This window comes from Pseudarthrobacter sp. J1763 (assembly GCF_050490295.1).
Taxonomy (GTDB): domain Bacteria; phylum Actinomycetota; class Actinomycetes; order Actinomycetales; family Micrococcaceae; genus JBNPEO01.
In genome coordinates this window covers 282,086-308,105 of record NZ_JBNPEN010000001.1, presented here as the reverse complement: position 1 = coordinate 308,105, position 26,020 = coordinate 282,086, and the positions used below count along the sequence as shown (strand labels likewise).

Sequence of the window (26,020 nt, the reverse complement as noted above, 5' to 3'; positions counted from 1 at the left end):
TGACTGTTGTCTCACCACTGTCCGCGCCTAGCGTTGGGGCCAGCAGTAAAGCTCATTGAAGGGGAAGGTGGTGCGGTTGTGTTGCATTGCACACTTGTTCGCGGTCCAGGTGCGGGGCGCGGTCCGGCGCGTCCGCAGGTTCTCTCCGCTGATCCAATGGCGAAGCCCGCTGCCCAACCAGTAATCCCAGCGGCTGAACTTTCGGTGCGTATTCAGCCAGGCGCTCCAGGCGCGGATCTGGCAACTGCACTGGCACAATCGCACGGGACGCAACCTTCAGGGATCGACCAGCCTCGAGTGGGTGGAAAGCCTCTTGATGAACTAGTGGTGGGCGACTTCCCACTGGTTAACGGCTGCGTCATCGTGGACGGCGTTGCCGCCGTTCCCCAAAACTCGCACCATAGGTCTCAGGGCCGACTCCACTTTGTAGTTCACTCCGGGCCCGGCGCAGGTTTAACGTTTCCTCTGACTCGGGGTCGCTACGGCATTGGCCGGAATAACGCCGACATCACCATCCCGGATCCTTCGCTGTCCAGACACCACGCTTGGCTCGAGGTCGCCGAGACGAATGTAGTACTCCAAGATGCCGGTAGCGCCAACGGCAGCTTTGTGGACTCTCGAGCTGTGGCTAAAACGGCGGTTGACACGTCCTCCCTGATTGAGCTGGGCTCGAGTTGGTGCTCTCTGGCATTGAACACCGAGGCCGAGCTTCCCGCCGAAGCCGGGGCTGATGTTTCAACTCCGATCGAAGTCTCAGTGCGTGCCGACGCAGCCCAAACCAACAAGACCACCATTGCTCTGACCGCTGGTTTGCCTTTGTTGATTGGTGTGGGCTTGGCAGTGATCACGGGCATGTGGATGTTTTTGGCCTTCACAGCTGTCTCCGCCGTATCGGTTTTGATCCCGCTTGTATCCGGCAGACGCCGTCGTCAGCGTTTGGGTACGGCAGTTGCCGCAGCCGCGGCGCAAGATGAAGAACGACGACGACGCTCGGCGCCAGCGCTTCCGCTGATCTTGGGTGCCCCTACAGTGCGGGACGTTCCCGAGCCTCTAGGCCCAGTATCACTGCGCCTCGGCACCACCGTTCAGTCTGCAAACATCAAGGTCAGTGGCGGGTATGACGACTTTGAACCACCCGAGGTGGGCCGCACTCCTCTAGTCCTTGTATTCCCTCGACGCCCCGTCCTAATACGTGGTTCCGAAACGCAGGCCCGGGGATTGATCGCGGCGCTGCTAGCTCAGGTAGCCACTTATCCGGCAGCTGCCGGCGCCACAATATTTATTCTTGCCGCGCCAGGTCATTTTTCGCGTGGCGCCCAGTTCTTGCCCGGTGTCACCCTCAGCACCAACCCGCTGACTGCCCTGACGTTGTTCACCGGCGCAGCAAATGCCACGGAAAGTCATACAGCTCCGCTGAAGTTTTTTGTCTCAATGATGGACACTCCCCTGCGGGCGGAGATCGAGAACGCCGCACTGACGGCAGGCTTTCAGCTTATAAAGTCGGTTCGTTCGAGCGCCGCCGAGTCGGCCAACAGTGGTGAGACAACCATCAAATTCGGCGAGCACAACGCCCAGCTTCTCAACGGGGAAAGCTCCACAGATTTTGTGGCGGATGTGCTCTCGAATGGCCTCTTCGATAAATTTTGTCGGAGCCACGGGGCCGGCCCCCTTCTGGCCGAGACACTGGTTTCTGGTCTGCCGGCGAAGACGAAACTAGGGGAGCTATTGTCAGTTTCCAGTGGCAGCACTGAAAAACGTTGGAGCGCGTCAGAGGCTGCAGCGGGACTTCCTGTGACTCTGGGGGCGAGCGCCACCGGCAATTTAGTGGTGGATCTAAAGTCCGATGGGCCGCACTTCTTGGTGGCAGGAACCACTGGCTCGGGTAAATCGGAGCTTTTGCGGACGCTCGTAGCTTCCGCAGCCTTGAGTTTCCCGCCTTCTCGAGTGAACTTTTTGTTTTTTGATTTCAAGGGCGGTTCTGGTTTGGACCCGTTGGCTGGCTTGCCCCACTGTGTGGGCGTGGTGACAGACCTCGCCCAGGAAGAACTCGAACGAACCTTGGCGTCTCTTCGCGCCGAAGTTCGTCGGCGCGAAGCACTGTTAGCTTCGGTCTCGGCCCCGGATCTGGAGCAGTACAGGGTTCGGCGCACCAGTAGCGATGAGGCCCTGCCGAACCTGTTTATTGTGATCGACGAATTCCGCATGCTTGTGGACGAAGCCCCGGCCGCGCTAACAGAACTGATGCGTATTGCCACGATCGGCCGGTCTCTGGGTATTCAGCTGATCATGGCAACTCAGCGTCCTTCTGGCGCTCTCAATTCAGACATTCGTGCCAACGTCACCACCAGCATTGCTCTACGCGTTCAATCCGAGATGGAGTCCCTAGACATTCTCAATCGACGAGACGCCGCGCACATTCCGGTGCAGTTACAGGGCCGGGCCTACATTGCTCGCGGCACGGCGGAACCGGAACTTTTTCAGACTGCTGAACTCATAGCAGCAACGGAGGACGTTATTCGCCCCGGGATAGAGATTTTCTCTGCCGAGGAGGCGATGCATATGGGCCCTTCGGAGTCCGCCATGCCACTCAGCAAAAGCAGCGACGGAGACGATCCCGGCTGTACACCGAGTAATACACCAACGGAGAATGCACGTCCCATCGTTGAAATGACGACTGCTTTGTGGGCCAAGACGTCACAAGAATCAGTCCGGCGACCGGTGGCACCACCCTTGCCACGTTCACATTCACTAGCCCCAGCAGAATTTAGTAATACGGGAGAATTCAGCAAGCCAGGAGACTTCATTTATAGTGAGTCGCCAGCTGGCCCGGCAACGGTATTGGGTCTGACGGATTATCCGGACCGCCAACAGGTTGCTTCTCTACGATGGAACCCTCTTGAGCACGGAAACTTGGGGATCTTTGCTCCGGATGCCCAAGAGTCTGCCCGCGCCCTTGCCGTGGTCACGTCACAGCTGTTGAATACCCGGCCGGCAGAAAAGCAGCTCTCCCCCACCAAGCCCTCGGTCCCCAGAACACCATCGGAGATGAGTGCTGCACTGTACCTGCTAGACGGCGATGGCCAACTCGCCTCCGTGGCCGAGGCTCCAACGGTGGGTGCTCACGCATCGCTGTACGAGTTGCGTCGAGGGGTTCGAATCCTTGAACGTTTGGCCAGCCACATCGTTTCCTCGTCAGCGCAGGGTCCGGAGGGCGCCCAAAGCGGTAAGTCACCGTTAGTTTTGGTGATTAGTTCGTGGGGTGCATGGCTCTCGGCGCTCCGGAGCAGCGCCTATTCGTGGGCTGAAGACCTGGTCAGCGACATTGTTCGCGACGGCCCGCGCGCTGGTGTATTTGTAGTGATATCCGGTGATCGTGAGCTGAGCATTGCCCGATTTTCACCAGCCCTAGCTTCCCGTCTTTATTGTCCCTATGGTGCCTCTGAAGACAGCAAAATGATGTGGCCCAAATTGCCGGCGACCTCACGTATTCCTGGCAGGACGGTGGCGAACGGTGCACTGACGGAGGGAACGGCCCGCGTGGCACAGATCTTCGAAGCCCCAGATCTGGCCGAGACTGCTTCAAATTGCTACAGCACCACTCCACCAGCACTGCGTATTCTGCCTCTGCCATCTACGCTGACTGCAGCGGACATAGACAAGCTCATGAGCGCTCAAGAGGCACAGGATCGTCCCCAGAATGGCCTGGTCATCGGAATGGCAGGTGATGAGGGCAAGCTCGCCAACGTACCGTTCAGACTTGGCATGCTTCTACTGGTTCTAGGCTCCCCGGAGTCTGGTAAGTCGAGCTTTCTGACGGCCCTCCAACAGTGCAATCCGCAGGCCGGTCATTGGCTGCCATTGCGTTATTCCAGTAGTACTCTCGCCCAGCTTTCAACCCTCCGTGAGCAACAAATCGAGGGCTCGCTGCCTGCTGACTCGATCCTGGTTATTGATGATGTTGAGCAGCTTGAGATCCAGGGACAACACTTATTGATGGAGTTGCACCACGGAGGGCTCACCATGGTGTTGGCTACAGTGTTTAGCCCGGTTTTGCTCTCACGAGTCCCCGTTTCCATGAACGCCCGAAGTAGCGGTTGCGGAATCATTCTGGCTCCGCGATCGGTAAACGACGCTGACATTTTCGGGCTGAGGTTCGACGTCGAACCGCGTGGACCCCGGGGTCGCGGCGTTTTGATTTCACGCAACGAAGCGATTCCAGCCCAGTTTGTCCTCGAAGCGGCCTAGTACCAGAACGCGAACTCCAAAAAGCTCACACTCTAAAAGCTTGGCGTTGAGCCGCCGCTCCGGGAGGCGAAGCTCACGGTGTCCTTAAAGAACAGCAGAACTATGACAACCACGGCTGGAATAATCATGGCCAGTCCCAGCAATGGCAACCCGCCGGTCAGTGTGGGCACACCAATCGTCAGAACAAAAAGTTGCATCACTAGAGCTGCCGAACGAGTCCAACGCTGTCCACGGAACAAAAAGTGTCCCACGACTAGCAAACCAATGGCGGCAGCCAGAATCAGTCCTAGCGTAAAGACCGCGCCCCAAAAGGAGAGTACAGGGGCACCGGTAACAAGGTTGTAGCCATACCAAGCTGCCGCCAAGAGCAATGCCAGCGCTTCCAGGACCAAAATGATGGAAATAACCCCAATAGTCCAGGGCCGCTTCACGGCTTCTGTTGCGGATAACGCACTCGCTGAAGTCACTGCGTCGGGCTGATCGGGATGTTCACTGTGAGGTCTTGACACAGTGGCACCATACCGGACATAGTCAAATTTACGGGTTTCGTTGCTGTCAATGTGACGTATCGCTCATGCCAAACCAGCAATTTGCAGACCTTCACCCCTTGTTTGCTCCGCGTTAACATGACACGCTTGAACAAGTAGAAACAGGGGCCAGAAATGGCCCCTTTCCCTTGTACCTCCTCGTGAATATTTTCACAAGACCGTTCGGTCGCCGAGGTATGCATCCAGAATTGGAGTAATTGATCGCATGGATTGGCGTAATAAGGCCGCGTGCCTCGACAAGGATCCGGAATTGTTTTTCCCGGTTGGCAATACCGGCCCCGCTCTGTTGCAGATCGAAGAAGCCAAAAGCGTTTGTCGCCGTTGCCCGGTGGTAGACACGTGTTTGCAGTGGGCACTCGAATCCGGTCAGGACGCCGGTGTTTGGGGCGGTCTTAGCGAAGACGAGCGCCGTGCACTCAAGCGTCGCGCAGCACGCGCACGCCGCGCATCCTAGTCAGGCAAGCAACAGGTTCAGCTAGCCACATAACATTCGGCCCCATAGACCGCTCGGTTCGAGCGCTATGGGGCTTTTTGTTTGCCGAATCTCCTACTGCGTTAACTCCAGGAAGATCTCCACATTGGTCCCGCCACCTTCGCGAGCACTCCAGAGGATGGTTCCTCCCAGTTCGCTTTGAACAAGGGTCCGCACAATCTGCAATCCCAAACCTTCGGTGTAGCTGCCATTGGGAAGTCCAACACCGTCGTCGGCTATGGTCACCGTCAGTTCCTCAGCGCCAGTCTCCCCTACTGACCGTTTTGCCATCAGCCAAACAGTCCCAGCGCGTCCATCAAGCCCATGTTCGACGGCGTTAGTCACCAATTCGTTGATAACCAGCGCTAAGGGTGTGGCAAAGTCGCTGGGCAGTTCTCCGAAGTCCCCAGAACGTTCGGTGCGCACCTGCTGCGATGGTGAGGCAACTTCCGCTGAGAGCCTGAACTGCCGGCTGATCAGCTCGTCAAAATCCACGTTTTGAGCCAAGCCCTGGGACAAAGTTTCATGGACCAAGGCAATCGTGGCCACTCGCCGCATCGCTTGCTCAAGGCCCTGCTTAGCCTCGTCGGAGACCATCCGGCGTGATTGCATTCGCAAGAGCGCTGCCACCGTTTGAAGATTGTTTTTCACCCGGTGATGGATTTCCCGGATAGTTGCGTCCTTGGTAACAAGTTCTTGCTCGCGGCGCCGCAGCTCAGAGACGTCACGGCACAAAACCAGCGCGCCGAACCTCTCGTTTTCATCCCGCAAAGGAATTGCTCGCAAGGACAAGCTGACGCCACGAGATTCAATCTCTGTGCGCCACGGCATACGGCCGGTGACCACTAGGGGCAGCGTCTCGTCAACAAGACGTCTGTCCTTCAACAGGTCAGCTGTCACCTCGGCCAGTGACCGTCCTTCCAATGATTCACCGTCGCCCAAGCGCCGGAAGGCCGAAACACCGTTAGGGCTCGCGTACTGAACAATGCCCTCCGCATCAAGGCGGATTAGTCCATCCCCCACACGCGGAGCACCGCGGCGAGAGCCCGTTGGCGAGGCAAAGTCAGGCCACAAGCCGAGCGTTCCCATCCGCAACAAGTCATAGGCACACTGGCGGTAGGTCAGTTCCAGTCTCGACGGCATCCGTGAGCTGGACAGATCCATGTGGGAAGTCACCACGGCCAAGGTGCGGCCGTTACGGACCATGGGAACTGCCTCGACACGCAGCGCCATATCACTGCTCCAGTTGGTCTCTGGAGAGCGCTCAATGCTCTGACTAGCCCACGCTTTGTCCACGAGCGGCCTCAAGTCCGAACGGATGCCTTCACTGACAAAGTCAGCGTGAAACACCGTGTGCGTTGTTGAAGGCCGCACGTGGGCCAAAGCGAGATAGCCATGCTCGGGATGCGGAAACCACAAGGCAAGGTCGGCGAACGCAAGGTCCGCGACCATTTGCCAGTCGCCTACCAGCAGGTGGAGCCATTCGGCATCCCCCGGCCCAAAATCAGCATGCTCCCTGATGGGGTCGGTAAAGATGGCCACATGAACTCCAGTGCTAGCGGCGGACGATTGAACGCAGAAGTCTCAATGCTACAGAGAGCGAAGCCATATCGTCTTCTTCGAGTGAATTGACCTCGTCAAACATTGTTTTAGCCCTACCCAGCTGTTCGGCATTTTGGGCTTCCCACACGGCAACGCGTTCGGCAGGCGATACTCCTACCTCACTCGCTGCCAGGACTGAGGTGGTGATGTCAGCAGCCGTTGAGTACAAGTCGTCTCGAAGCGCCGCCCGTGCCAGAGCCTGCCAGCGGTCTTCGCGGGGAAGGTTGCTGATCCGTACAAGCAATGAGTCGATGTGGAAACGTTCAAACACGGTGTAGTACACCCGCGCCACGGCTTCAACCGGTTCACTCTGCGAACGAGTGATCCTTGCGATGTCCAAGAGCGCATAGCTCTCAAACAGCTCAGCCCAGCGACGGCCCAAGTCTTCAGGAAGGTTCCATCCCTTAGCCCGTTCAAACCACTCCTGGACGCGTTCCCGGTCAGTCCCTTGCAAATAGTCCAAAAGCTGGCCGCGGAACGGCAACATCTTGGGCTTGAACTCGGAGACGACTTCTTCAATGGTCCGGGAGGTGCTGCCCTCCGCCACCAGCCAACGAACCGCGCGGTCTAGAAGCCTGCGCATGTCCAAGTGCACGGCAGTCCAGTGCTCCGTTGGGAAAGAGGCTGGCAAGCCGTTGAGCTCGGCCAGCATCACGTCGAGCTGATAGATCTCGCGCAAGGCCACAAATGCTTTTGCCACTGCGGATTCGGTCGCGCTGGTTTCTTCCATGGTGCGGAAAGCGAAGGTGATTCCACCAATGTTGATCATGTCGTTTGCTACAACGGTGCAAATGATCTCCCGGCGCAAGGGGTGGCTGTCCAGATCAGCATCAAAACGTTCAGCCAATTGCGCAGGGAAATACTTACGCAAGGTGGACCGGAACCACGGATCATCGCTCACATCGCTGTCGATCAACGCTTCCGCGAGCTCAATTTTGGCGTAGGCCGCCAAAACAGAGAGCTCCGGCGAGGTCAGCCCTTGTCCCTGTTCCAAACGAATCTGCAACGTCGCGGTGCTCGGCAGCGCTTCTAGGTCACGCTTAAGGTCGGCATTCTTCTCAAGCCAGTCCATCAAGCGCTCGTAGCTGGGGCTCCACTCAGCAACGCGGGTGCGGTCATTAAGAAGCAGGATGTTCTGGTCAATGTTGTCTTCAAGAACCAGACGGCCCACTTCATCAGTCATGCTGGCTAGAAACTCTGCACGCTCGCCAGCGTCGAGTTTGCCGGCCGCCACCATACGGTCAACAAAGATTTTGATGTTAACTTCGTGGTCGGAGCAGTCCACACCAGCAGAGTTGTCAATGGCATCCGTATTGAGGATCACTCCTTGGAGCGCTGCCTCGATGCGACCCCGCTGGGTCATACCAAGGTTTCCGCCTTCACCAACAACCTTGACCCGCAGATCACGGCCATCCACCCGAATGGCATCGTTAGCCTTGTCCCCAACATCGGCGTGTGACTCAATAGAGGCCTTTACGTAGGTACCAATACCGCCGTTGTAGAGCAGATCGGCTGGCGCCAAAAGAATGGCTCGCAACAGTTCGGGCGGGCTTAACCGTACGGTGCCCTCGGGCAATCCCAATGCGACACGAATCTGTTCGCTGATCGGAATACTCTTGGCCTGGCGCGGGAAAATTCCCCCACCTTCACTGATGAGCGAACGGTCGTAGTCATCCCACGACGAACGCGGCAGGTCAAAAAGCCTGCGGCGCTCAGCGAACGCGGCTGCAGCGTTGGGGTTCGGATCCAAAAATACGTGCCGGTGGTCAAATGCCGCCACTAGACGAATGTGTTCGGAGAGCAACATGCCATTTCCGAACACGTCACCTGACATGTCGCCAACACCCACCACTGTGAACTCTTGAGTTTGGGTGTCTACATCCAGTTCGGAGAAGTGCCGTTTAACGGATTCCCATGCACCACGGGCGGTAATTCCCATCGCTTTGTGGTCGTAGCCCACCGAGCCGCCGGACGCGAAGGCATCACCAAGCCAGAAGCCGTACTCAGCGGAGAGCGAGTTGGCGATGTCGGAGAAGGAAGCTGTTCCCTTGTCCGCTGCCACCACAAGGTAAGAATCGTCGTCGTCGTGCCGTACCACTGAAGCCGGTGGCACCAAGGTCTGGCCATCAGCAGCGGTGACCAAGTTGTCAGTCAGGTCCAACAGGCCCCGGATAAAGGTCTTGTAGCTTTCCACGCCTTCGGCCATCCATGCTGCACGGTCCGCGGCCGGGTCCGGCAACTGCTTGGCGAAGAAGCCACCCTTGGCGCCGGTTGGGACAATCACTGCGTTTTTGACAGTCTGAGCTTTGACTAGGCCAAGGATTTCAGTGCGGAAGTCTTCGCGTCGGTCAGACCAGCGCAAACCGCCACGGGCCACCTTGCCAAAGCGCAAATGCACACCTTCAACACGTGGCGAGTACACCCAGATTTCGAACATCGGGCGCGGGAACGGGAGCCCGTCGATGTTCCTCGGATCTAGCTTGACGCTCAAATATGGCCGGTTTTGGTAGTAGTTGGTCCGCAGCGTTGATTCGATCAAGTTACTGAACGTCCGCAGAACACGGTCGGCGTCCAGCGTTGGGACCTGTTCGACGGCGGCAGCAAGTTCGGCGCGAACCGTCGCCACACGCTCCTCGCGCGTTTGAGCCGGTATCTCGGGATTAAGGCGGGCTTCGAAGAGCGCTATCAATCCGCGCGTGACAGCCGGGTTGGTCAACAGCGTGTCGGAGACAAAACCGTACGAATTAGTGTTCCCCATTTGCCGCATGTACTTTGCGTAGCTTCGCAGAATAACAACCTGGCGGTAGTCCATACCCTCGCGGAGTACCAAACGGTCAAAGCTGTCTGATTCAATGCCACCGGTAATTGCCGCACCAAAGGAATCAGCCAACAACGATCCTGTGGCGATGGGATCGATACCTTCCGGGTACTTCAAACCAAGATCGTAGAGGAAGAAATCCTGTTGATCACTGGTCTGAATCTCAAAAGGACGCTCGTCCAGAACTTCAAGACCCAAGTTATGGAAAAACGGCAGAATCTGGCTCAGGCTGCGGGGTTCCTTCATGTAAAGCTTGACGCGCGCGTCCTCCTCGAGGCTCTCCCCCGCGCCAGCTGGGCGATACACATGCAGGCCCTGTCCGCCACTGGCGTCAGCATCAGAGCGTTCGCTGTTCGCCCCATACTTTTCAAAGCGAGCGATGTCCTCGAGTGCATCCTCCACTTCGTAGTCCACCCGGTAGCTCGCCGGAAAAGCTTCTGCCCACAAGCGGGCCAGCTGGTCGGCATCTTCGTGAGTGCGTCCGTTACCGAGCACTTCTGAAATACCTTCTGACCATGAGCGGGCAGCACGAACCAAACGCTGTTCTAGCGCGTTGGCGTCAACGTTGGAAAGGTCTGCGTCGCGAGGTAAACGAATGCGGAAGAACAACCGAGCCAGCGCTGATTCGCTCATACGCGCTTCGTAGTCGATGGACTTAGCGTCGAAAGTTTCGCGAAGTTCTTTTTCAATCCGCAAACGGACGTTGGTGGTGTAGCGATCGCGTGGCAAATAAACCACGGCGGAGACAAAGCGGCCGTAGATGTCCGGGCGCAAGAACAGGCGTGTTTGCCGACGCTCTTGAAGGCGCTGGATGGCGCTGGCTGTAGTGAACAGCTCTTGTGCGTCCATTTGGAACAGCTCATCGCGTGGATAAGTTTCCATAATGCCCAGGAGGTCTTTGCCCGAGTGAGAATCCGGCGGGAACCCAGACTCACGCAAAACCCAAGCCACCTTTTCCCGGATGATCGGGATGTTCTGAACAGAACCGGCGTAGGCAGTTGTAGCAAAGAGGCCGATAAAACGGCGTTCGCCGGTGACATTGCCCGCCGAATCAAAACTCTTGACGCCTACGTAGTCCAAGTAAGCAGAGCGGTGCACCGTGGACCGCGAATTCGCCTTGGTGATAACCAGCGCGCGCTTTTCGCGAGCCCGACGTTGGCCTTCCGGCGTAAGATGCTGGATCTGCTTGCCATCCTCGTGGCCCCGGAGCAGACCAAGGCCGCATTCATCCCCAAGCTTGAGTACATCTTCGCCGTCCTGTGTGATGAGTTCGTAGTCGCGGTAACCCAAAAAGGTGAAGTTGCCATCATCTAACCAGCGCAAGAGATCTTGAGTTTGCCGAATATCCTCCACCCCATGGGAGTGCGCAACCTTTTCCAAACCGTCAGCCACTTCAAGGGCTTTGCTGCGCATTTTCTGCCAGTCTTCAACGGCAGCCCGGACATCCCCCAGAACGCGTTCGAGTCCGGCCACAAGTTCCTGAGCGTGGTCTTCGCTGGTTCGATCGATCTCGACGGCGATCCAAGACTCCATGTGCGAGGCTTCGTCATCCGCGGCTACTAAATGCGCGAGGTTAGGCAGAGCCGCGGTGTCACCACTGGAAGTTCCAACGTGCGAAGGCACCCGGGCCACGCTACGGAGGGCACCGGAGTTGCGGTCACGGGTGACTACAAACATGGGGTGAACCACAAGGTGAATAGGAGAGTTTTGACGCACTAACTCTGCGTTGACTGAGTCAACAAGGAAGGGCATATCGTCAGTGACGATGTACACCACGGAGGCGTCTCCTTCGTGCTGCACGGCTATATTTGCGGTGCCGGACAAGCGCGTCTCCGCAAGCTGGCGGTGGGCGTTGGCCCGTGCAGCGAGGGTTCCGCTGTCGAAGCGGCTAGCGTCGTCCGCTGCCAGATGCTCGTAGTAGTCGGCGAGAAAACCATTTTGATTTTCCACCGGGGTGAACTGATCCGACTCGTTGGATCCCGACGACATCGACAAACGCCTCCATCACTGGTTTTTGACCAGCATCATTGCTGGCTACATGCCGAGCCTAGCGCTTCGCGCGACGTTGCGCCGTGGTTGAAAACACAGAGGATTTTCGCTTCCGCTGGACAGGTGCACAAACGAGGGCTGCAATTCCTCGACGCAAATCGGAGTCCGGGGCCACCTCCAATAACACCGAACCGCTCAAAAGCGCTGCGTCCGTTGCAGCCTGATCAGCGGGCAAAAAGGCCGTGATCGACGACGCAGGCGCGAACCTATCCCATGCGTCGCGCAACTGAGTCTCCGGCGAACGCCCAAGCAGCGCTGAACGCACATTGTTCATCAGCACAAGCGGAGCTGCGCTGGGAACTGACTGCTCCAATTCAGCTAACGCTCGCACCAGACGCGGCACACCAATCGGGCTGGCCAATCCAACCGCGAACACTTTGTCGGCCAGTTCCAAGCTCCGAAGAGTGGCCGCATTTCGCCGCGGAGCCAAGGTGTCAAAACTCAGCTCTTCGTCAGCTTCGAGACAAAACCCGGTATCGATGACTACGTACTCGGCGTTCGCTTTGCATCGTTCAATCACACGCTCCAACGCAGCTGCCCTGAGCTCCGTCCACCGATCGGCACGAGTGATTCCCGTCAGCACTCTCATGATTCCGCCCTTGGTGACTACGGGCATGGCGATCCGCAAGAGAGCTGCATCATCAAGAACACCCTGATCCGCTAGGCGGCAGGCATGCGCCAAGGCCGCGGATTCATCCAGTAGACCCAGCATGGTGGCGATACTTGCTCCATAGCTGTCAGCGTCGATGAGAATGACACTTTTACCCTCGGCAGAGAGCTCGGCAGCCATGTTGACGGCAATAGTTGTTCGACCTGGCGCACCGGCGGGGCCCCACACCGCAATAACTTGGCCAGTACCTTCGGCCAAAGGCGTTGGCTGGTCAATGTCGAGTGCGGATACCGCGGCATCTGACGGATCCGCATAGGCGCTATTGAATCCCCCAAGACCCGATTCTGGCCGGCTCCGGGAGTTACCGCTGAGCTGCCGCACGGCTTCGGAGAGTCTTTCTGCGAGCACACCCGGTTCAACAGCAAGAGGCGCCACGCCAACACCAATTGATGACAGACGGGCCCGTTCCTCCGGTACGTCGCTAAGGGCAACCACGGCGACACCCACTGCATGTAAACGGTCAATCAAGGAGGCGGTCAGTTCTTCGCTGCCTCCAGCTACAACCGCAGCGCGGGCGAGCCCGCTTTGGCACGCAGCAATCAGTTCGGCCAGTTCGGTGCAGCGCCGAACCACTGTCACGGGACCGTGGAGACGCTCAAGCCCGCCCACAAGGTCCTCTTCAGTACTGCCCACGGTGATGACCGGAATACTCATTTGACACCACCAGCCGGGTTCCAAACCACAGAAATCTTTGCCTTGTTAGCTTGCGCTCCCAGCAACTTGGGCATTTGGGCATCGGACACTAAAACAAGCACCGACTTCGCCGAGGATGAACCCAGAGTTTGTGAGCTAGCCACAATGTCGCCAATCTCAGCACCAGGTAACAGTAACTGCGGTTCCTGGTAACCGTTGCGTGTGTCCGGCATGGCCACCCACACATCAACGTGTGAGCCCACCACTGCTTGGGCGGGAAGAGCCTGATCGATGGTGATAGCTACGGGCTTCCGATCCAAGGCGTCAGCATGCCCCACGCTGTCTTTGGGAAGAAGCTGCCCCTTGGGGATCATCCGAGTAGCGATGCTGGACTCCGGAACACCGTCAGAGGCGAGGATGTAGCTGTCTTGGGTGTCACCTAGCTGGACTTTGGCACGCCCCAAGGAGCCGGCGTCGACCTTTTGCCCGACGGCGATGGGTGCGTTCGCCACGAAAACTTCAGTGGTGCGATCCATGGAAGTTATCAGCGCAACCACTCCAGCCACAGAGCAAAGAACCAGCAAAATACCCACCAAGAGGCGCGGATCCTTCCACGACGGCTTCTTCAACCTCGCAGCAGTGTTTGTGGTCGTGGAACTCATCATTGGTACATCCCCCATAGTGGCCAAGGTCCAGCGCCACTGCGGCGCCTCGTTCACCATTCTCACCACCGAAGCCCATAACCAAAAGTCATACGGTCAAAATGCATCAAACTGTGGATAACTACGTCAAGACACACCAAGGATGGCAGAATAGTGCCATGCCACGATTCCTGACTTTGGCCGATGTTGCCGAACAGCTACAGATCAACTCTCCACAGGCCTATGCCTTGGTGCGCAGTGGTGAACTCAAAGCCATTCAAGTGGGTGGCCGCGGCCAATGGCGTGTTGAGCAGAGCAAGCTCGAGGAATACATCAACGAGCGCTATGCCGAAACCGAGCAGATGACTGCCGCTAACGCCAAAAGCAAGGGCAAAAACGTCACCGCTTGAGCAATGACGTTACTTCCAAGCAGTAGCGCGGACCGCTAATAGATCCGCAATGACTGCACTACTGCCACTGAGCTCAGCGGCAGAGTCACCACAGCCTCGAGAGAGGCACTTCTGCGGACTTCGCCTGGTGCAAGAACCGCAAGATCAACGTGATCGGCAGCCACCCGGTCCAAAACGCCTCGCAACGTCTGTGATTCTTCGCGACCGTCCAGAAGTTGGACCTGCACTTCGGCGCGGTCTCGCCCGATAGTCCTCAGCGCCGAGGCAAGGCTAATGCGAGCCCAACTCTTAGTCACAGTAGAGCTGCTTGCCCTCCCCAAACCCTGATAAGTGATGATGGCCGGATAAGTCACCAAATACTCATGGACTCCGGCGTCCATCACCAGCCAATCACGGCCCACATGCGAGAGCTTGCCGGAGATTTTTGCCCCGCCGCGCAAGGCTATGGAAATTCGGTGTCCTGCATGAGCGCGCAAGCGATCAATAAGCTCAACGGCCGAGGCATCCACGCGAGCGCGTTCGGAAATTTCCGCTTCAAGATCCAGCTGAGCACTTGCTGCCAGCTGATTCTCAAGGTCTTCAAAAAGAGCGTCCCATCGCATGGCGTCAGCGTAGGCTGCGTCCTTCCCCGGGTCAATTCATACGCGACTTACCCGCTTCTAAGGCGCCATGGACGGCTAGAGCAGCCCTAGTGTGAGCATTTCTGACGTCAAAATCTCCGGAAATTTCTCAACCATCCCTCAGGGCCTGGAATCTGCACGTTTACGCAGGCCAACGCGTTTTTCTTAGCTTGACGGTGAGTCCCAGCACGCAAATATGAGCGAAAAACTGATATTAAGAAAATCTATCCTCTAGACAAACGTCGATGGAATGAGTCAAACTGAATTCAAATTCGTCAAACTACATCAAATGACATGATCGGAGTCCGGTAATGAACCAACACCAGCCCATTCAGCATCGCGTTTCTATGGACGCCGCTATGGCTACCGTCATCTTGATACTCGGAATTGCCCTGGTCTGGATAGGAAGTAGCGCCGCTAGTCGCGGAGCCGTTCAAGACCTTATGGCCGGGCATCCTGATTTTGAAGGTCTGCTTGGTTTGTTGGCCACCGTTACTGGCTTGGCAGTGGTCCTTTGGTGGATTCTTTCACTTCTTGCTGCACTCATTGCCGCAGTGTTGGGCAAGCTCGGTAAAAACCGCGCATCTGAACAAGCTGGACGCTTTGCACCAGTGTTTATGCGCCGCTTGGCACTTGCGATCTTAGGAATCAACCTCTTGGCAGCGCCCATGGCACAAGCCACAGACGCTGCCCTTGACCCAAGGTGGCACCCGGTGCCGGCGGTCTCAGCCACGGCCGGCGCGGCCGCTACTGTCACCGCTAACGCCAATGCCGCTAATGCCGCTAATGCCACTGCTACTTCAAGTCCAGCAGCAACTGCCACAGCTATCCCTAGCAGCACAACAGCTACACCCCCAAGCGCAGCTCCAGCGCACCCGCCATTATCGGCTGCAACATCTCAGGCAGTTTCCGGCTCGACGCCGATTCGTGGGGCTTGGACGCCAAGTGCACCGGCCGCAAATGCAGGTGTCTTAGCACCACCGCAGAAGCGGGAAGTTGCCGAAAGCGCCAGCCCCACCTCAAGTGCAAGTGCCGCTTCGAATGCGAAGGGTGGCCGCCGGGCCGGAACGGTAGCCGCCGTGGCAGGTGACAGTCTGTGGAGTCTCGCGGCTCGACACCTGCCGGCTGGTGCTAGCGATGCCGAGATTGCAGCCGAATGGCCCCGCTGGTTCCAACTCAACCGAGAGGTTGTGGGCGAGGACCCCAATCTATTGCTTCCCGGCACGGTGCTTTGGATCCCCGCACACTAAGAATTCCACTCGAACTCATCACCACTCGTTATTCCACCTCAGATTGAAGGGCAGTCCCATGAGCATCAGCACACTGAAGAAAGTTCCCGCCGTTTCCCCCAAAGCCCCCAGCGCAAAGCGAGCGGGCACGGCCAAACGCGCCAGCGCTATGGCGCCAGCACCGTCGCAACAACCGGTACTCAGCGTTGTTGGAGCCCAAGAGATCAGAGAGGTTCGCCACACGGCTGGCACAGTAGTGCAAGCAGCGATGGAAGTCCTGGCCGGTACCCGACCATCGCGTCAGCTCTCACGTTGGTTGGAGCCGAACATCTTCGCAGCGCTCGAGCTACGCGCCACCATTAGCCGCAATTCGGAGAAAGCAGCGGGCAACCGCCGTAAAGTCCACGCTAACCCGGCCGTTCGTAGTGTCCACGCCAGTCAGGTATGCGAGGGCGTCTACGAGCTCGCTTTGTTGGTCCGTGAGGACACCAAGGCTCGAGCAGTGGCCGTGCGGCTAGAACAACGCCAAGCGTCCTGGTGCGTTACAGCTCTAGAAATTGGCTGACGCGCCGCCCAGACCGGACGACGCGTCAGTTCAACGCACTAATGAAATCTCACCAGAGGGGTCTTATCCCTGGCGATCAGCGCTTCTTCTTGTTGTTTCTTTTCGCCTTGGCTGCAGCAGCCTTAGCCGGATTACCTGAGCGAGCATCAGCGGCATCCGTATTGCGTGCGGTCTCAATATGAGTTTCCGCATCGCCATCCTCAGTGGGTGCTGTGTACTGCAACTGTGCCGGCTTAGCGGGAGCTTCCAAGCCCGTAGCGTGAATGTGTGGCTCATGGTTTGCCTCACCCTCAGCTGAACCTTCTTCGCCGGGCGTAACCTCAACTTCAAGGTTGAACAAGAAGCCAACGCTCTCTTCACGAATCGCAGCCATCATGGACTGGAACATGGTGAAACCTTCACGCTGGTACTCAACCAGCGGGTCACGCTGAGCCATAGCTCGCAGACCGATTCCCTCCTTGAGGTAGTCCATTTCATACAAGTGTTCTTGCCACTTGCGTCCAATCACGGACAGCACCACACGACGCTCAAGCTCGCGCATGCTTGCTTCGCCGAGCTGGTTTTCGCGGCCTTGGTAGACCAAGCGAGCATCGGAAAGAATCTCTTCCTTCAAGAACTCACTCGTAACGCGAGACTTTCCTCCGGCCTCGTCAATCACGTCATGGTAAGTCAAGGTCACGGGGTAGAGCGTTTTGAGGTTCGTCCACAACTGTGCGTAGTCCCAGTCATCGCCATGGCCTTCGGCGGTCGAATCGTCAATAACTGCATTGATCGTATCTTCCAGGAAGAACTGGACCTTTTCGTGCAGATCATCGCCCTCAAGAATCCGCCGACGGTCGCCGTAGATTGCTTCGCGCTGGCGGTTCAACACGTCGTCGTACTTCAAAACGTTTTTACGCTGTTCGGCGTTGCGGCCCTCAACCTGGCCCTGCGCAGAGGCGATAGCACGCGAAACCAGCTTCGACTCGAGCGGGACATCGTCCGGAAGCGAAGAAGCCATCAGCCGCTCAGCGCCACCGGAGTTGAACAAGCGCATCAAGTCATCGGTCAAGGAAAGGTAGAACCGTGACTCGCCCGGGTCACCCTGACGCCCAGAACGTCCACGCAACTGGTTATCAATCCGGCGAGACTCATGGCGTTCCGTACCCAAAACATACAGCCCGCCCAAGCCCAGGACTTCCTCATGCTCGTCCTTAACAGCCTTTTTGGCAGCTTCGAGGGCTTCCGGCCATGCAGCCTCATACTCTTCCGGGGTATCAACCGGGTCAAGACCCTTTGCCTTGAGCGCCGCAACGGCCGTGAACTCCGGGCTACCACCGAGCATAATGTCGGTTCCGCGACCAGCCATGTTGGTGGCAACCGTCACTGCTCCCTTGCGTCCAGCCTCGGCAACAATGCTTGCTTCGCGAGCGTGGTTCTTAGCGTTGAGGACCTCGTGCTTAACGCCTTCCTTGGCCAACTGGCGGGAAAGATATTCACTCTTCTCCACGCTGGTGGTACCAACAAGGACCGGCTGGCCCAATTTGTGGCGTTCAACAATATCCTGAACAACTGCGTCAAACTTAACCTGCTCGTTTTTGAACACCAGGTCCGGCTGGTCCACACGCTGCATTTCACGGTTGGTGGGAATGGCCACCACACCGAGCTTGTAGGTGCCCATAAATTCTGCGGCCTCGGTCTCGGCAGTACCGGTCATACCTGCGAGCTTGTTGTACATGCGGAAGTAGTTCTGCAGCGTTACGGTGGCGAGCGTCTGGTTCTCGGCCTTGATTTCAACGCCTTCTTTGGCCTCAATCGCCTGGTGCATACCTTCGTTGTACCGGCGGCCAGCCAGAATACGTCCAGTGTGCTCGTCAACGATGAGGACTTCGCCGTCCAAAACGACGTAGTCCTTGTCGCGCTTAAAGAGTTCCTTAGCTTTGATGGCGTTGTTCAAAAAGCCAATCAGCGGAGTATTTGCCGACTCGTACAGGTTAGAAATGCCGAGGTAATCCTCAACCTTTTCAATACCGTTCTCCAGCACACCGACGGTACGCTTTTTCTCATCAACCTCGTAGTCAGTTTCAACGCTGAGCCGGTTAACAACCTTGGCGAATTCGCCATACCAGCGGTTCGCGTCGCCTTGAGCCGGTCCAGAAATGATGAGCGGGGTGCGGGCCTCATCGATCAGGATCGAGTCAACTTCATCCACAATCGCAAAGTTGTGCCCCCGCTGAACAAGCTCAGTGCTGTCCCACGCCATGTTGTCTCGCAGGTAGTCAAAGCCGAACTCGTTGTTAGTGCCATAGGTGATGTCAGAGGCGTACTGTTCACGCCGAACAGCGGGATCCTGGTTGGAGAGGATGCAACCGCTGCTGAGGCCAAGGAACCGGTAGACGCGCCCCATCAGGTCTGACTGATATTCGGCCAAGTAATCGTTGACCGTAACTACGTGCACGCCTTTGCCACTTAGTGCGTTGAGGTATGCCGGGGCCGTGGCCACCAAAGTTTTACCTTCACCAGTCTTCATTTCGGCAATGTTGCCCAAGTGCAGCGCGGCGCCACCCATCAACTGAACGTCGAAGTGGCGCATACCTAGGGTGCGGGAAGACGCTTCACGCACTGCAGCAAAAGCCTCTGGCAGAAGATCATCCAGGCTTTCGCCGTCAGAGTGACGCAGCTTGAGCCGGTCAGTTTCTTCGCGCAACTCAGCGTCCGTGAACGTCTTGAGTGTGTCCTCGAGGGCGTTGATTGAAGCTGCATAATTGCGCAGTTGCCTCAGGGTCTTCTTATCGCCGGTGCGAAGAAGTTTTTCAAGAAGTGATGCCACGTGACGTTGCTCCCAGTCCATTGCTGCCGAAATCTGGCGTGTTCAGTCTACGGGAGAGACTCACACCACGTGCGCGCCTTTCCCTCTGAGTGAAAGTCCGTATCTAATTTTCTAGGGTGTGCACCGCGTCGGCGAGCTGCGCGCCGAGGTCTCCTTCGTCGTCGACCCTGACGGTGTCCAACTTGAGCCAAGTTGCCATCAAGCGCAGTTCCGCGGCCAGTTCCTGAGCTGTGTCCAACGGTGCGCCGGGCTCGGCATGGCTTGCGCGTACCCAAAGTGCCGAGGCTTGCCGGTCAGCCTTCAGATCCACCCGGGCAACAAAGCTGTCCCGTAACAAGAACGGCAAAACGTAGTACCCATAACGTCGTTTGTGCGCCGGTGTATAAATCTCCAGGCGGTAGTGCATACCGAATAGTTCTTCGAGGCGGCGCCGCTCAAACACCACGGGGTCAAAAGGGCTCAGCAATGCGCGCCCCGTGGCCCGGCGCGGTAAAGCGGCCTCAGTGTGTAAATACAGTTCCCGATCCCAGCCAGCCACCTGAACCTTTTCTAGGACGCCAGTTCGCAACAAATGGTCGACGGCGGTACTCGCCGCCGATTGTGGCATACGGAAATAGTCGGCTAGGCAACGAAGGGAGCCGATTCCGTGGGCACGAGCTGAGGCTTTAATCAGACGAACCATGGACTCCTCCCGCGATGCCTCCCCCAACTGCGCTGTTTGAGGATAAGCCTTATGGGTCAAAGTGTATCTGCGCTCAAACTGATCTGTGCGACCAGCAGATGTAATAGTTCCTTGTTCAAAAAGGTCTTCGAGAACACGCTTCGCGGAGTTCCAATTCCATCCCCAATTAACGTCTTCTCGTTCTTCTTTGTGGTCAATGCGCGCCGTCACCTCGGAGGCGGTCAGCGGGCGGCTGGTGGACAGCACCGTCATAATTTGCCCGGCAAGCTGATCACGAAGCTCAGGGTCCAGGTTTTTGGCACCCATCCACGTACGGTTTTGCCACACCCGCAAATCATGAAAGTGCTGAGGCTGGATGTAACTGGCTTCATGGGCCCAGTACTCCATCATTCGCCGCGGAGATCGATTAGACATTGTCTCGAGGGTGGAACGGTCATAGTCGCCAAGACGGGAGAAAAACGGCAGATAGTGGCTGCGGGACAGCACATTAACCGAGTCGATCTGCACCAATTGCATCCGCTCAAACGCGCCACTGATCGCCCGCGCCGAAACCGGCCCAGGCTTGCGGGCCTTCGCGAGTCCCTGAGCACCGAGGGCAATTCTGCGAGCCTGCGCGAGTGATAGTTGCGCCAAGATTTGTGTCCTTCCACAGCTGATGCGGGCCCATCACTGGACCCGCATCAGCTTTTATACAGTCATTACATTGGCGTTATGCCAAGCACTCAAGGCCTAGACGCTGGCCACCTGGTCATCGGAGTGATACGCATGAATCTGCTCTTCCACGGGACCAGTACCCGGTTCGCAGTTCTGATCAAGCGTGATGATTCCGTACGTCCAGCCCCGGCGACGATATACCACCGAGGGTGTGTCATTGGCGCTATCGATAAACAAGTAGAAATCGTGCCCCACAAGCTCCATGTTGTCCACTGCTTCGTCCATGGTCATCTTGACCGCTGGGAAAACTTTGCGACGAATGAGGACGGGACTATCGCCTGCGGGAATGTCGTTCTCGATCTCATACGGCGAGCGTTCTTCAGTGGGCGCCGACGTCTCTTCCTGAGCAGTTTCGAGGTAGAGCGGCGTGCTGGTGCTGGCCGGTTCCAGAGTGGCCGTAGCTTCGCGAACTGCCTTCGGTGTATGGCGACCGTGATGGACCTTGCGACGGTCCTTGGCCCGGCGGAGGCGCTCAAGCAACTTGGCATAGGCCAAATCAAAAGCGGCAAACTTGTCCGGAGCCGAAGCCTCAGCTCGAATCACAGGTCCGCGTCCCAAAACGGTGACTTCAACGGTCAGGAGGTTGTCCGTGGATCGTGCATTAGTTTCCTTAGAAACCTTGGCGTCCACTCGTTGAATCTTGTCTCCGAGTGACTCGATCTTTGCGATCTTTTCGCCGGCGTAATCCCGGAAGCGCTCAGAAACTGTCAGGTTCCGTCCGCTGATCATGAATTCCATGGTGCCCTCCAAATAACTTCGGTGACACGACAGCGGCACTTCTGGGGCCGATCTGTATTGACAGTCGAGCCCCTTTCCGAGCCGCCATCGAAAGGTACATCTCTTGATTTAGTACCCACAACTGACGTTAGTTCATTAGCCCTGGTTATTCACCCTTTCTTCACTTATTTTTTCCTGACATTGCTCAGATGTCGTTACTTTCAGGTGCCGGCGCCCGTGAAGCGGCAAGTACTACTGCTCCTTCTACACTGGCACCGGCTGCCCGCAACACACGGGCGGCTTCGGAGAGTGTGGCTCCGGTGGTGAGCACGTCGTCCACAATCACCACTCGGCGGCCACACACAGCGGCGCGGGCCATATTTATCCCCCATTGCGGAACAATCAAGCGCAAACGCATACTGTGCCTGACGCGTCTTGATCGCTCACCGGCACCCAAACCTTTTTGCCCGCCACCGGCGGCACCCCAGGAGGCTTTCTTCGCCAGAACATCACCGATGCTCACACCGACCGCCAGTGACCCACTGGTCTGCACAGCCCGAAGCATCTCCTGGACAGGACTAAATCCCCGCCGTCGGAATGCTGCCGAAGAGGTGGGGACCGGAACAAGGATTACCGGCGGACCTGGAGCAAGCGCCACTCGCAAAGTCTGCGCAAGAGTGAGGGCCAAAGGACGCAGTAGTCCAGCGCTACCTAGGTGTTTGTAGGCCAAAATCACTTGGGATAATTCGTCCCGATACACACCAGCGGCCACTGCTGGCAGCAACACGGTGCCGTCGAACTCGGTCAGAGCTGGCGCACCACTCTCCGCACGAAAAGGCACTCGGCATTGAGCGCGTAGCTGAGCCGCGCACTGTTGACACAAAATGGTGTCTTCGAGCCCACAATGCACGCACTGAGCCGGTAATAGCAGATTCAAGACGTCCGTTGCAGAGGCAGTGATTCTTCCGCTCAGCGTCTGGACTTTATGAGCTCCCATAGCTCGAGCATGCGCTATCCGGCCGCTACGCGAGGCTCAAATATGCCCATATGTGGAAAACTGCACTGAATTTTAGCCAGGGAATTTAGGGTCCAGGACGCCCGTGGTTTGTTGAGCCCAGCTGTTACCCACCCGCTGCAAAATGCCGTCCTTAGTACGGGCATACAGGTCTTGAACTCCGTTGCCTGCGCTCAGCGCCAGCAAGCCTTGCAGCGCCGGGAGGTTCTGCGCTTGGCCCGAACGGAGCGTCAGCAGCTCGGGGGTCACCGAGGCGGTAGCTGAAGTGGCCATTACTGCAACCGTGGAATCACTAACCCACACGCCTTGATCGGGCGAGGATGTTGATGGCAAGGTCATAGGTGAGGTCAGTTCGCGCGGGGTGCCATCGCTGCTGCGGACGATTCCAACCAGCTGGACAGCAGTGCTGCCGTTCGCTGAAGAAATGACTAGAGCGCGTGTGCCGTCCCGTGAAACTTGGAACTCCTTGACCGCCCGGCCGGCAAGCCAACTCGGGGTCAGGATCACGCTGGGCATGGTGGCACCTTCGCGAACACCGTCCGGACGGTACGCCACAATCTCTTCGGCGCCGGTGCCGCCAGGTCCTGCCGTCCACACCCAGTTCTGGGGATCGAAACTTGGCCGCGACAAGCGGCTCCTGGTGGTGACGGCTCGAGCCGATTGCCCCGGGACGATGGTGTACATCGTGGTGCGCTGATCGTTCAAAAAAGCGTACGACGCCGAGGCTGGCGCCGCTGCCGGATACCGCGGCCCAAGCGCTGAGGTGTCCTTCAGACCGGTGATGCGTTCAGTCTTGTTGTTCTCGTACTTCACCAGCTCGTGGTTGGCGACGGCTATCTGCCATGACGGTACGTTTTTGTCCACAATCGGAGGCGAGACGGTGCCAGCGTCTTCGAGATGCAATTCGTTTTGGCCCGCACGTAATTGGACGCTGACCACTGTTGATTGTCCCCGGAAGGAGAGCGTGAGTTGGTTCAGCATCCGCTGACGGTCCTCCACCGAGGTCTCTAAGAGATCCTCTGTCAGGTCAACCTGCGCGGCCCCGGACACTACAGGTACGGATTCCCGCGCTAGCTGAGTTCCGGAAGGGAATGCGCTCACCACAGCATCTTTGAGGTACGGCGCCGGGCCAGCAAGGAGTGCGCTAACAATCGACTTAGTGACAGACGCGCGGTTGATAAACCAACGGACGTCTGGAACGGCGTATTGGAAGCTCGGGTCATAGAAGTAGATGGTGTAAGGCTGGTAGAGCCCACGGTAAATCTCTTCGGGAATGATGGTGCCATCTTGGACTTGGGAGATTCGCCATTGTCCATCCACCTGAGCCAAGGTGACCGGGACACTTTCAATCGTGCCGGAGGGGAACTGAGTGGCGATTCCCTCTGAGTCAACCGAATACGCAACATCTAGTTGATAGTTGAAGTCGTTGGCTTTCCCGCCGGGGACCACCTTGGCGGAGCGGTAGACCAATGTGCGCTGGTCCGGTTTCCACGAGACTGACGTTGATTGAGTCAGGAATTGCCGAGCTACCGCATAGTCATCTTGGTGCGAATTCCCTGCATTGTAGAAATCTTCAACAATGCCTTGTGGGCTTGACCCTGTACGTGGCCCTGAAGGGTAATAAACAGTGGCATCGGAGAGCTGCCCGCTGCTTTCGTCTTGGCTTTTGGTCACCGGGCCAGAACTAGGGATTTGGGCGCAACCACTCAAAAATAGAGCCATGATTACGACGGCGACGGCCCACCGGCGCCGCTCGCTGCGCCTATTCATCGTTCTGCTCCCTCGTGGCCATGTGATCTTCGAAGCTTGGCACAACGTCGTGCCGGTCAGCGGCACCCGCCGGGATGGACAAATAGTTTTGTTCCATGGGCACCGGCGACTTAATGATCTCTCCGCCGGCTTCAAGTGGGATGGTGAGCCGGAACGTAGAACCTTTGCCCTTTTCACCTCTGGCTTCCAGCCAGCCTTGGTGAAGTTTGGCGTCCTCCATGGCGATGGAGAGACCTAGACCGCTGCCACCAGTTGAGCGTGTTCGTGCGGGATCCGCGCGCCAAAAACGGTCAAAAACGCGGTCGGCGTCTGCTTTGCTGAGCCCAATTCCGTGATCTCGTACAGCAACGGCGACGGCATCAGCGTTAGAAGCGACCATAACTTCAATCGGCTTTCCTTCGCCATGCTCAACAGCGTTGAGGAGCAAGTTGCGGAGGATACGCTCAATACGTTTGGCGTCCATCTCGACCACGATGGTTTTTTGGCTTGTGGTCATCCGAATTTCTGAACCGTATTGTTTTGCCACCGGTGCAGCGCTCTCAATAACCTTGTCCAGCACTTGGAAAATGTCGCGAGGTTCAGCATCAAGTGTGGCCGCACCAGCATCAAAGCGAGAGATTTCCAACAAGTCAGCTAGCAGCGATTGAAAACGCTCGACTTGGTTATAAAGCAACTCAGCGGAACGCTTGTTAACTGCGTCAAAGTCATCGCGAGCGCTGTACAGCACCTCGGCTGCCATCCGTACTGTGGTCAGCGGAGTGCGCAGCTCATGGGACACATCCGAGACAAAGCGCTGCTGCATTTGGGAAAGGGTAGCCAGCTGGGTGATCTGCTCTTGAAGGCTCGCAGCCATGTGGTTGAACGAAGCCCCCAAACGGGCTACCTCGTCTTCACCCTTAACTGTCATACGTTCTTGGAGTTGTCCGGCAGCAAGCTTCTCCGAAACTAAGGCCGCGTGACTGACGGGGCTGACCACACTTCGAGTGACGAACCATGCCACAGCACCAATCAAAAGCACCAAAACCGCTGCACCAGCCAGAAGGACGTTTTGGATGTCGTTGAGCGTGGTTTGAGCCGAGTTGACGTCGTAGATCAAGTACAACTCGTACACAGTGCCGTTGAAAAGAACTTTGTTGCCCATCGCTATGGCAGGGTGGTTTTCGCTCTGGACCGGCAGGCTAATAGAAGCCCAGTACTGGTCCTTGCCAGACTTTTGAACAGCTGCGCGCAAGCTCTCCGGAATGACGGAAATCCCGGTCTGGTACGAGGAGCGAGAATCTACCCATTTGTTGCGTGGTTGGGTTTGATCCGGGAGGGCCAAAAACACAAAGCGGCGCTGAATTTCTGTGCCTTTGCCCTCCAATACATCAAGGGTGTCAATGACGAGTTTTTGGACACTGGCACGGTCAGTGACTTGGGCGCCGTCGAAGGTGTCTTGGACTTCCTTGACCGAGGTGCGCGTGTCTATCTCAGCTTGGCGTAAGCGTTCCTGGAAGAGGTTGTTAGCGATCTGATTGGACAAGTATGCGCCCACACCAAAAAACGCCAAGCCAGCAAGCAGCAACGTCACCAGAACAGTTCGGAATTGCATGGATCTGCGCCAACGTCGCGCTACAGCCCTCCGTGCAGTGTCCAACGATGGGATGATCCGCGAGAGTGCGTGCAGAACAAAGCGAGCCAAGCGAACAAAGATGATTTGGGCGCGCCGAGCATAAATCCGGGCACGCAAAGAGGCGCCTTTTACCCCTCTGATATTTGGGTGTACAGGACTTTGATCGGGAGTAAGTTCTGGGTCCGGCGCATCGTCAGAT

At 57.2% G+C, this 26,020-nt stretch carries 17 protein-coding genes; 5 read left to right on the top strand and 12 right to left on the bottom strand.

Annotation, left to right across the window (positions count from 1 at the left end; translation table 11 throughout):
* Positions 1-78 precede the first annotated feature (78 nt).
* Positions 79-4,245 carry an FtsK/SpoIIIE domain-containing protein gene (locus ACQQCD_RS01450; RefSeq protein WP_430266611.1) on the top strand — a complete coding sequence of 1,389 codons (4,167 nt, stop codon included), beginning with the start codon at positions 79-81 and terminating at the stop codon, positions 4,243-4,245.
* A 32-nt stretch (positions 4,246-4,277) separates the two neighbouring features.
* Here ACQQCD_RS01450 and ACQQCD_RS01445 read toward each other — a convergent pair whose 3' ends face one another.
* A complete protein-coding gene (locus ACQQCD_RS01445) occupies positions 4,278-4,712 on the bottom strand; it encodes a hypothetical protein (protein WP_430266610.1) in 435 nt (144 codons plus the stop codon).
* Between the two features lie 286 nt (positions 4,713-4,998).
* Here ACQQCD_RS01445 and ACQQCD_RS01440 point away from each other — a divergent pair, with 286 nt between their 5' ends.
* A complete protein-coding gene (locus tag ACQQCD_RS01440) occupies positions 4,999-5,247 on the top strand; it encodes a WhiB family transcriptional regulator (protein WP_430266609.1) in 249 nt (82 codons plus the stop codon).
* Between the two features lie 93 nt (positions 5,248-5,340).
* Here the strand turns inward: ACQQCD_RS01440 and ACQQCD_RS01435 are convergent, their stop codons facing one another.
* From ACQQCD_RS01435 to ACQQCD_RS01420, 4 genes are read right to left on the bottom strand one after another with little or no spacing between them, the layout of a single operon-like run.
* Positions 5,341-6,807 carry a sensor histidine kinase gene (locus ACQQCD_RS01435; RefSeq protein WP_430266608.1) on the bottom strand — a complete coding sequence of 489 codons (1,467 nt, stop codon included), beginning with the start codon at positions 6,805-6,807 and terminating at the stop codon, positions 5,341-5,343.
* Between the two features lie 13 nt (positions 6,808-6,820).
* Entirely contained in the window at positions 6,821-11,674 is a 4,854-nt protein-coding gene (locus tag ACQQCD_RS01430; protein ID WP_430266607.1) for an NAD-glutamate dehydrogenase, read from the bottom strand.
* Positions 11,675-11,732: 58 nt separating this feature from the next.
* Positions 11,733-13,058: an AAA family ATPase gene (locus ACQQCD_RS01425; RefSeq protein WP_430266606.1), complete on the bottom strand. Its 1,326-nt coding sequence runs from the start codon at positions 13,056-13,058 to the stop codon at positions 11,733-11,735.
* The gene (locus ACQQCD_RS01420) at positions 13,055-13,699 is read right to left on the bottom strand and encodes a hypothetical protein (RefSeq protein WP_430266605.1); all 645 of its coding nucleotides are present in this window, start codon (positions 13,697-13,699) and stop codon (positions 13,055-13,057) included. Before ACQQCD_RS01420 ends, ACQQCD_RS01425 begins: the two co-directional genes overlap by 4 nt.
* Before the next feature lie 158 nt (positions 13,700-13,857).
* Here ACQQCD_RS01420 and ACQQCD_RS01415 point away from each other — a divergent pair, with 158 nt between their 5' ends.
* On the top strand, positions 13,858-14,088 hold the full coding sequence (locus ACQQCD_RS01415) for a helix-turn-helix domain-containing protein (RefSeq protein WP_430266604.1): 231 nt from the start codon (positions 13,858-13,860) through the stop codon (positions 14,086-14,088).
* A 35-nt stretch (positions 14,089-14,123) separates the two neighbouring features.
* Here ACQQCD_RS01415 and ACQQCD_RS01410 read toward each other — a convergent pair whose 3' ends face one another.
* The gene (locus ACQQCD_RS01410; protein WP_430266603.1) at positions 14,124-14,690 is read right to left on the bottom strand and encodes a hypothetical protein; all 567 of its coding nucleotides are present in this window, start codon (positions 14,688-14,690) and stop codon (positions 14,124-14,126) included.
* 329 nt (positions 14,691-15,019) lie between these two features.
* On the opposite strand from ACQQCD_RS01410, the gene ACQQCD_RS01405 reads away from it, so the two are divergent.
* Together ACQQCD_RS01405 and ACQQCD_RS01400 are read left to right on the top strand one after the other, a co-directional pair.
* On the top strand, positions 15,020-15,958 hold the full coding sequence (locus ACQQCD_RS01405; RefSeq protein ID WP_430266602.1) for a LysM peptidoglycan-binding domain-containing protein: 939 nt from the start codon (positions 15,020-15,022) through the stop codon (positions 15,956-15,958).
* Between the two features lie 58 nt (positions 15,959-16,016).
* Positions 16,017-16,502: an Rv3235 family protein gene (locus ACQQCD_RS01400; protein WP_430266601.1), complete on the top strand. Its 486-nt coding sequence runs from the start codon at positions 16,017-16,019 to the stop codon at positions 16,500-16,502.
* 76 nt (positions 16,503-16,578) lie between these two features.
* Here ACQQCD_RS01400 and secA read toward each other — a convergent pair whose 3' ends face one another.
* The 6 genes from secA to mtrB all read right to left on the bottom strand — a co-directional run bounded on the left by secA (position 16,579) and on the right by mtrB (position 25,938).
* Complete coding sequence (gene secA / locus ACQQCD_RS01395; RefSeq protein ID WP_430266600.1) at positions 16,579-19,311, bottom strand: preprotein translocase subunit SecA; 2,733 nt, start codon at positions 19,309-19,311, stop codon at positions 16,579-16,581.
* 103 nt (positions 19,312-19,414) lie between these two features.
* Positions 19,415-20,629, bottom strand: coding sequence for a winged helix-turn-helix domain-containing protein (locus tag ACQQCD_RS01390; protein WP_430266728.1), 1,215 nt, complete (start codon positions 20,627-20,629; stop codon positions 19,415-19,417).
* A 93-nt stretch (positions 20,630-20,722) separates the two neighbouring features.
* Positions 20,723-21,445 carry a ribosome hibernation-promoting factor, HPF/YfiA family gene (hpf, locus tag ACQQCD_RS01385; protein ID WP_430266599.1) on the bottom strand — a complete coding sequence of 241 codons (723 nt, stop codon included), beginning with the start codon at positions 21,443-21,445 and terminating at the stop codon, positions 20,723-20,725.
* A 184-nt stretch (positions 21,446-21,629) separates the two neighbouring features.
* Entirely contained in the window at positions 21,630-22,265 is a 636-nt protein-coding gene (locus ACQQCD_RS01380) for a ComF family protein (RefSeq protein WP_430266598.1), read from the bottom strand.
* 228 nt (positions 22,266-22,493) lie between these two features.
* Entirely contained in the window at positions 22,494-24,209 is a 1,716-nt protein-coding gene (locus ACQQCD_RS01375) for an LpqB family beta-propeller domain-containing protein (protein WP_430266597.1), read from the bottom strand.
* On the bottom strand, positions 24,202-25,938 hold the full coding sequence (gene mtrB, locus ACQQCD_RS01370) for an MtrAB system histidine kinase MtrB (RefSeq protein WP_430266596.1): 1,737 nt from the start codon (positions 25,936-25,938) through the stop codon (positions 24,202-24,204). Before mtrB ends, ACQQCD_RS01375 begins: the two co-directional genes overlap by 8 nt.
* Positions 25,939-26,020: the final 82 nt, after the last annotated feature.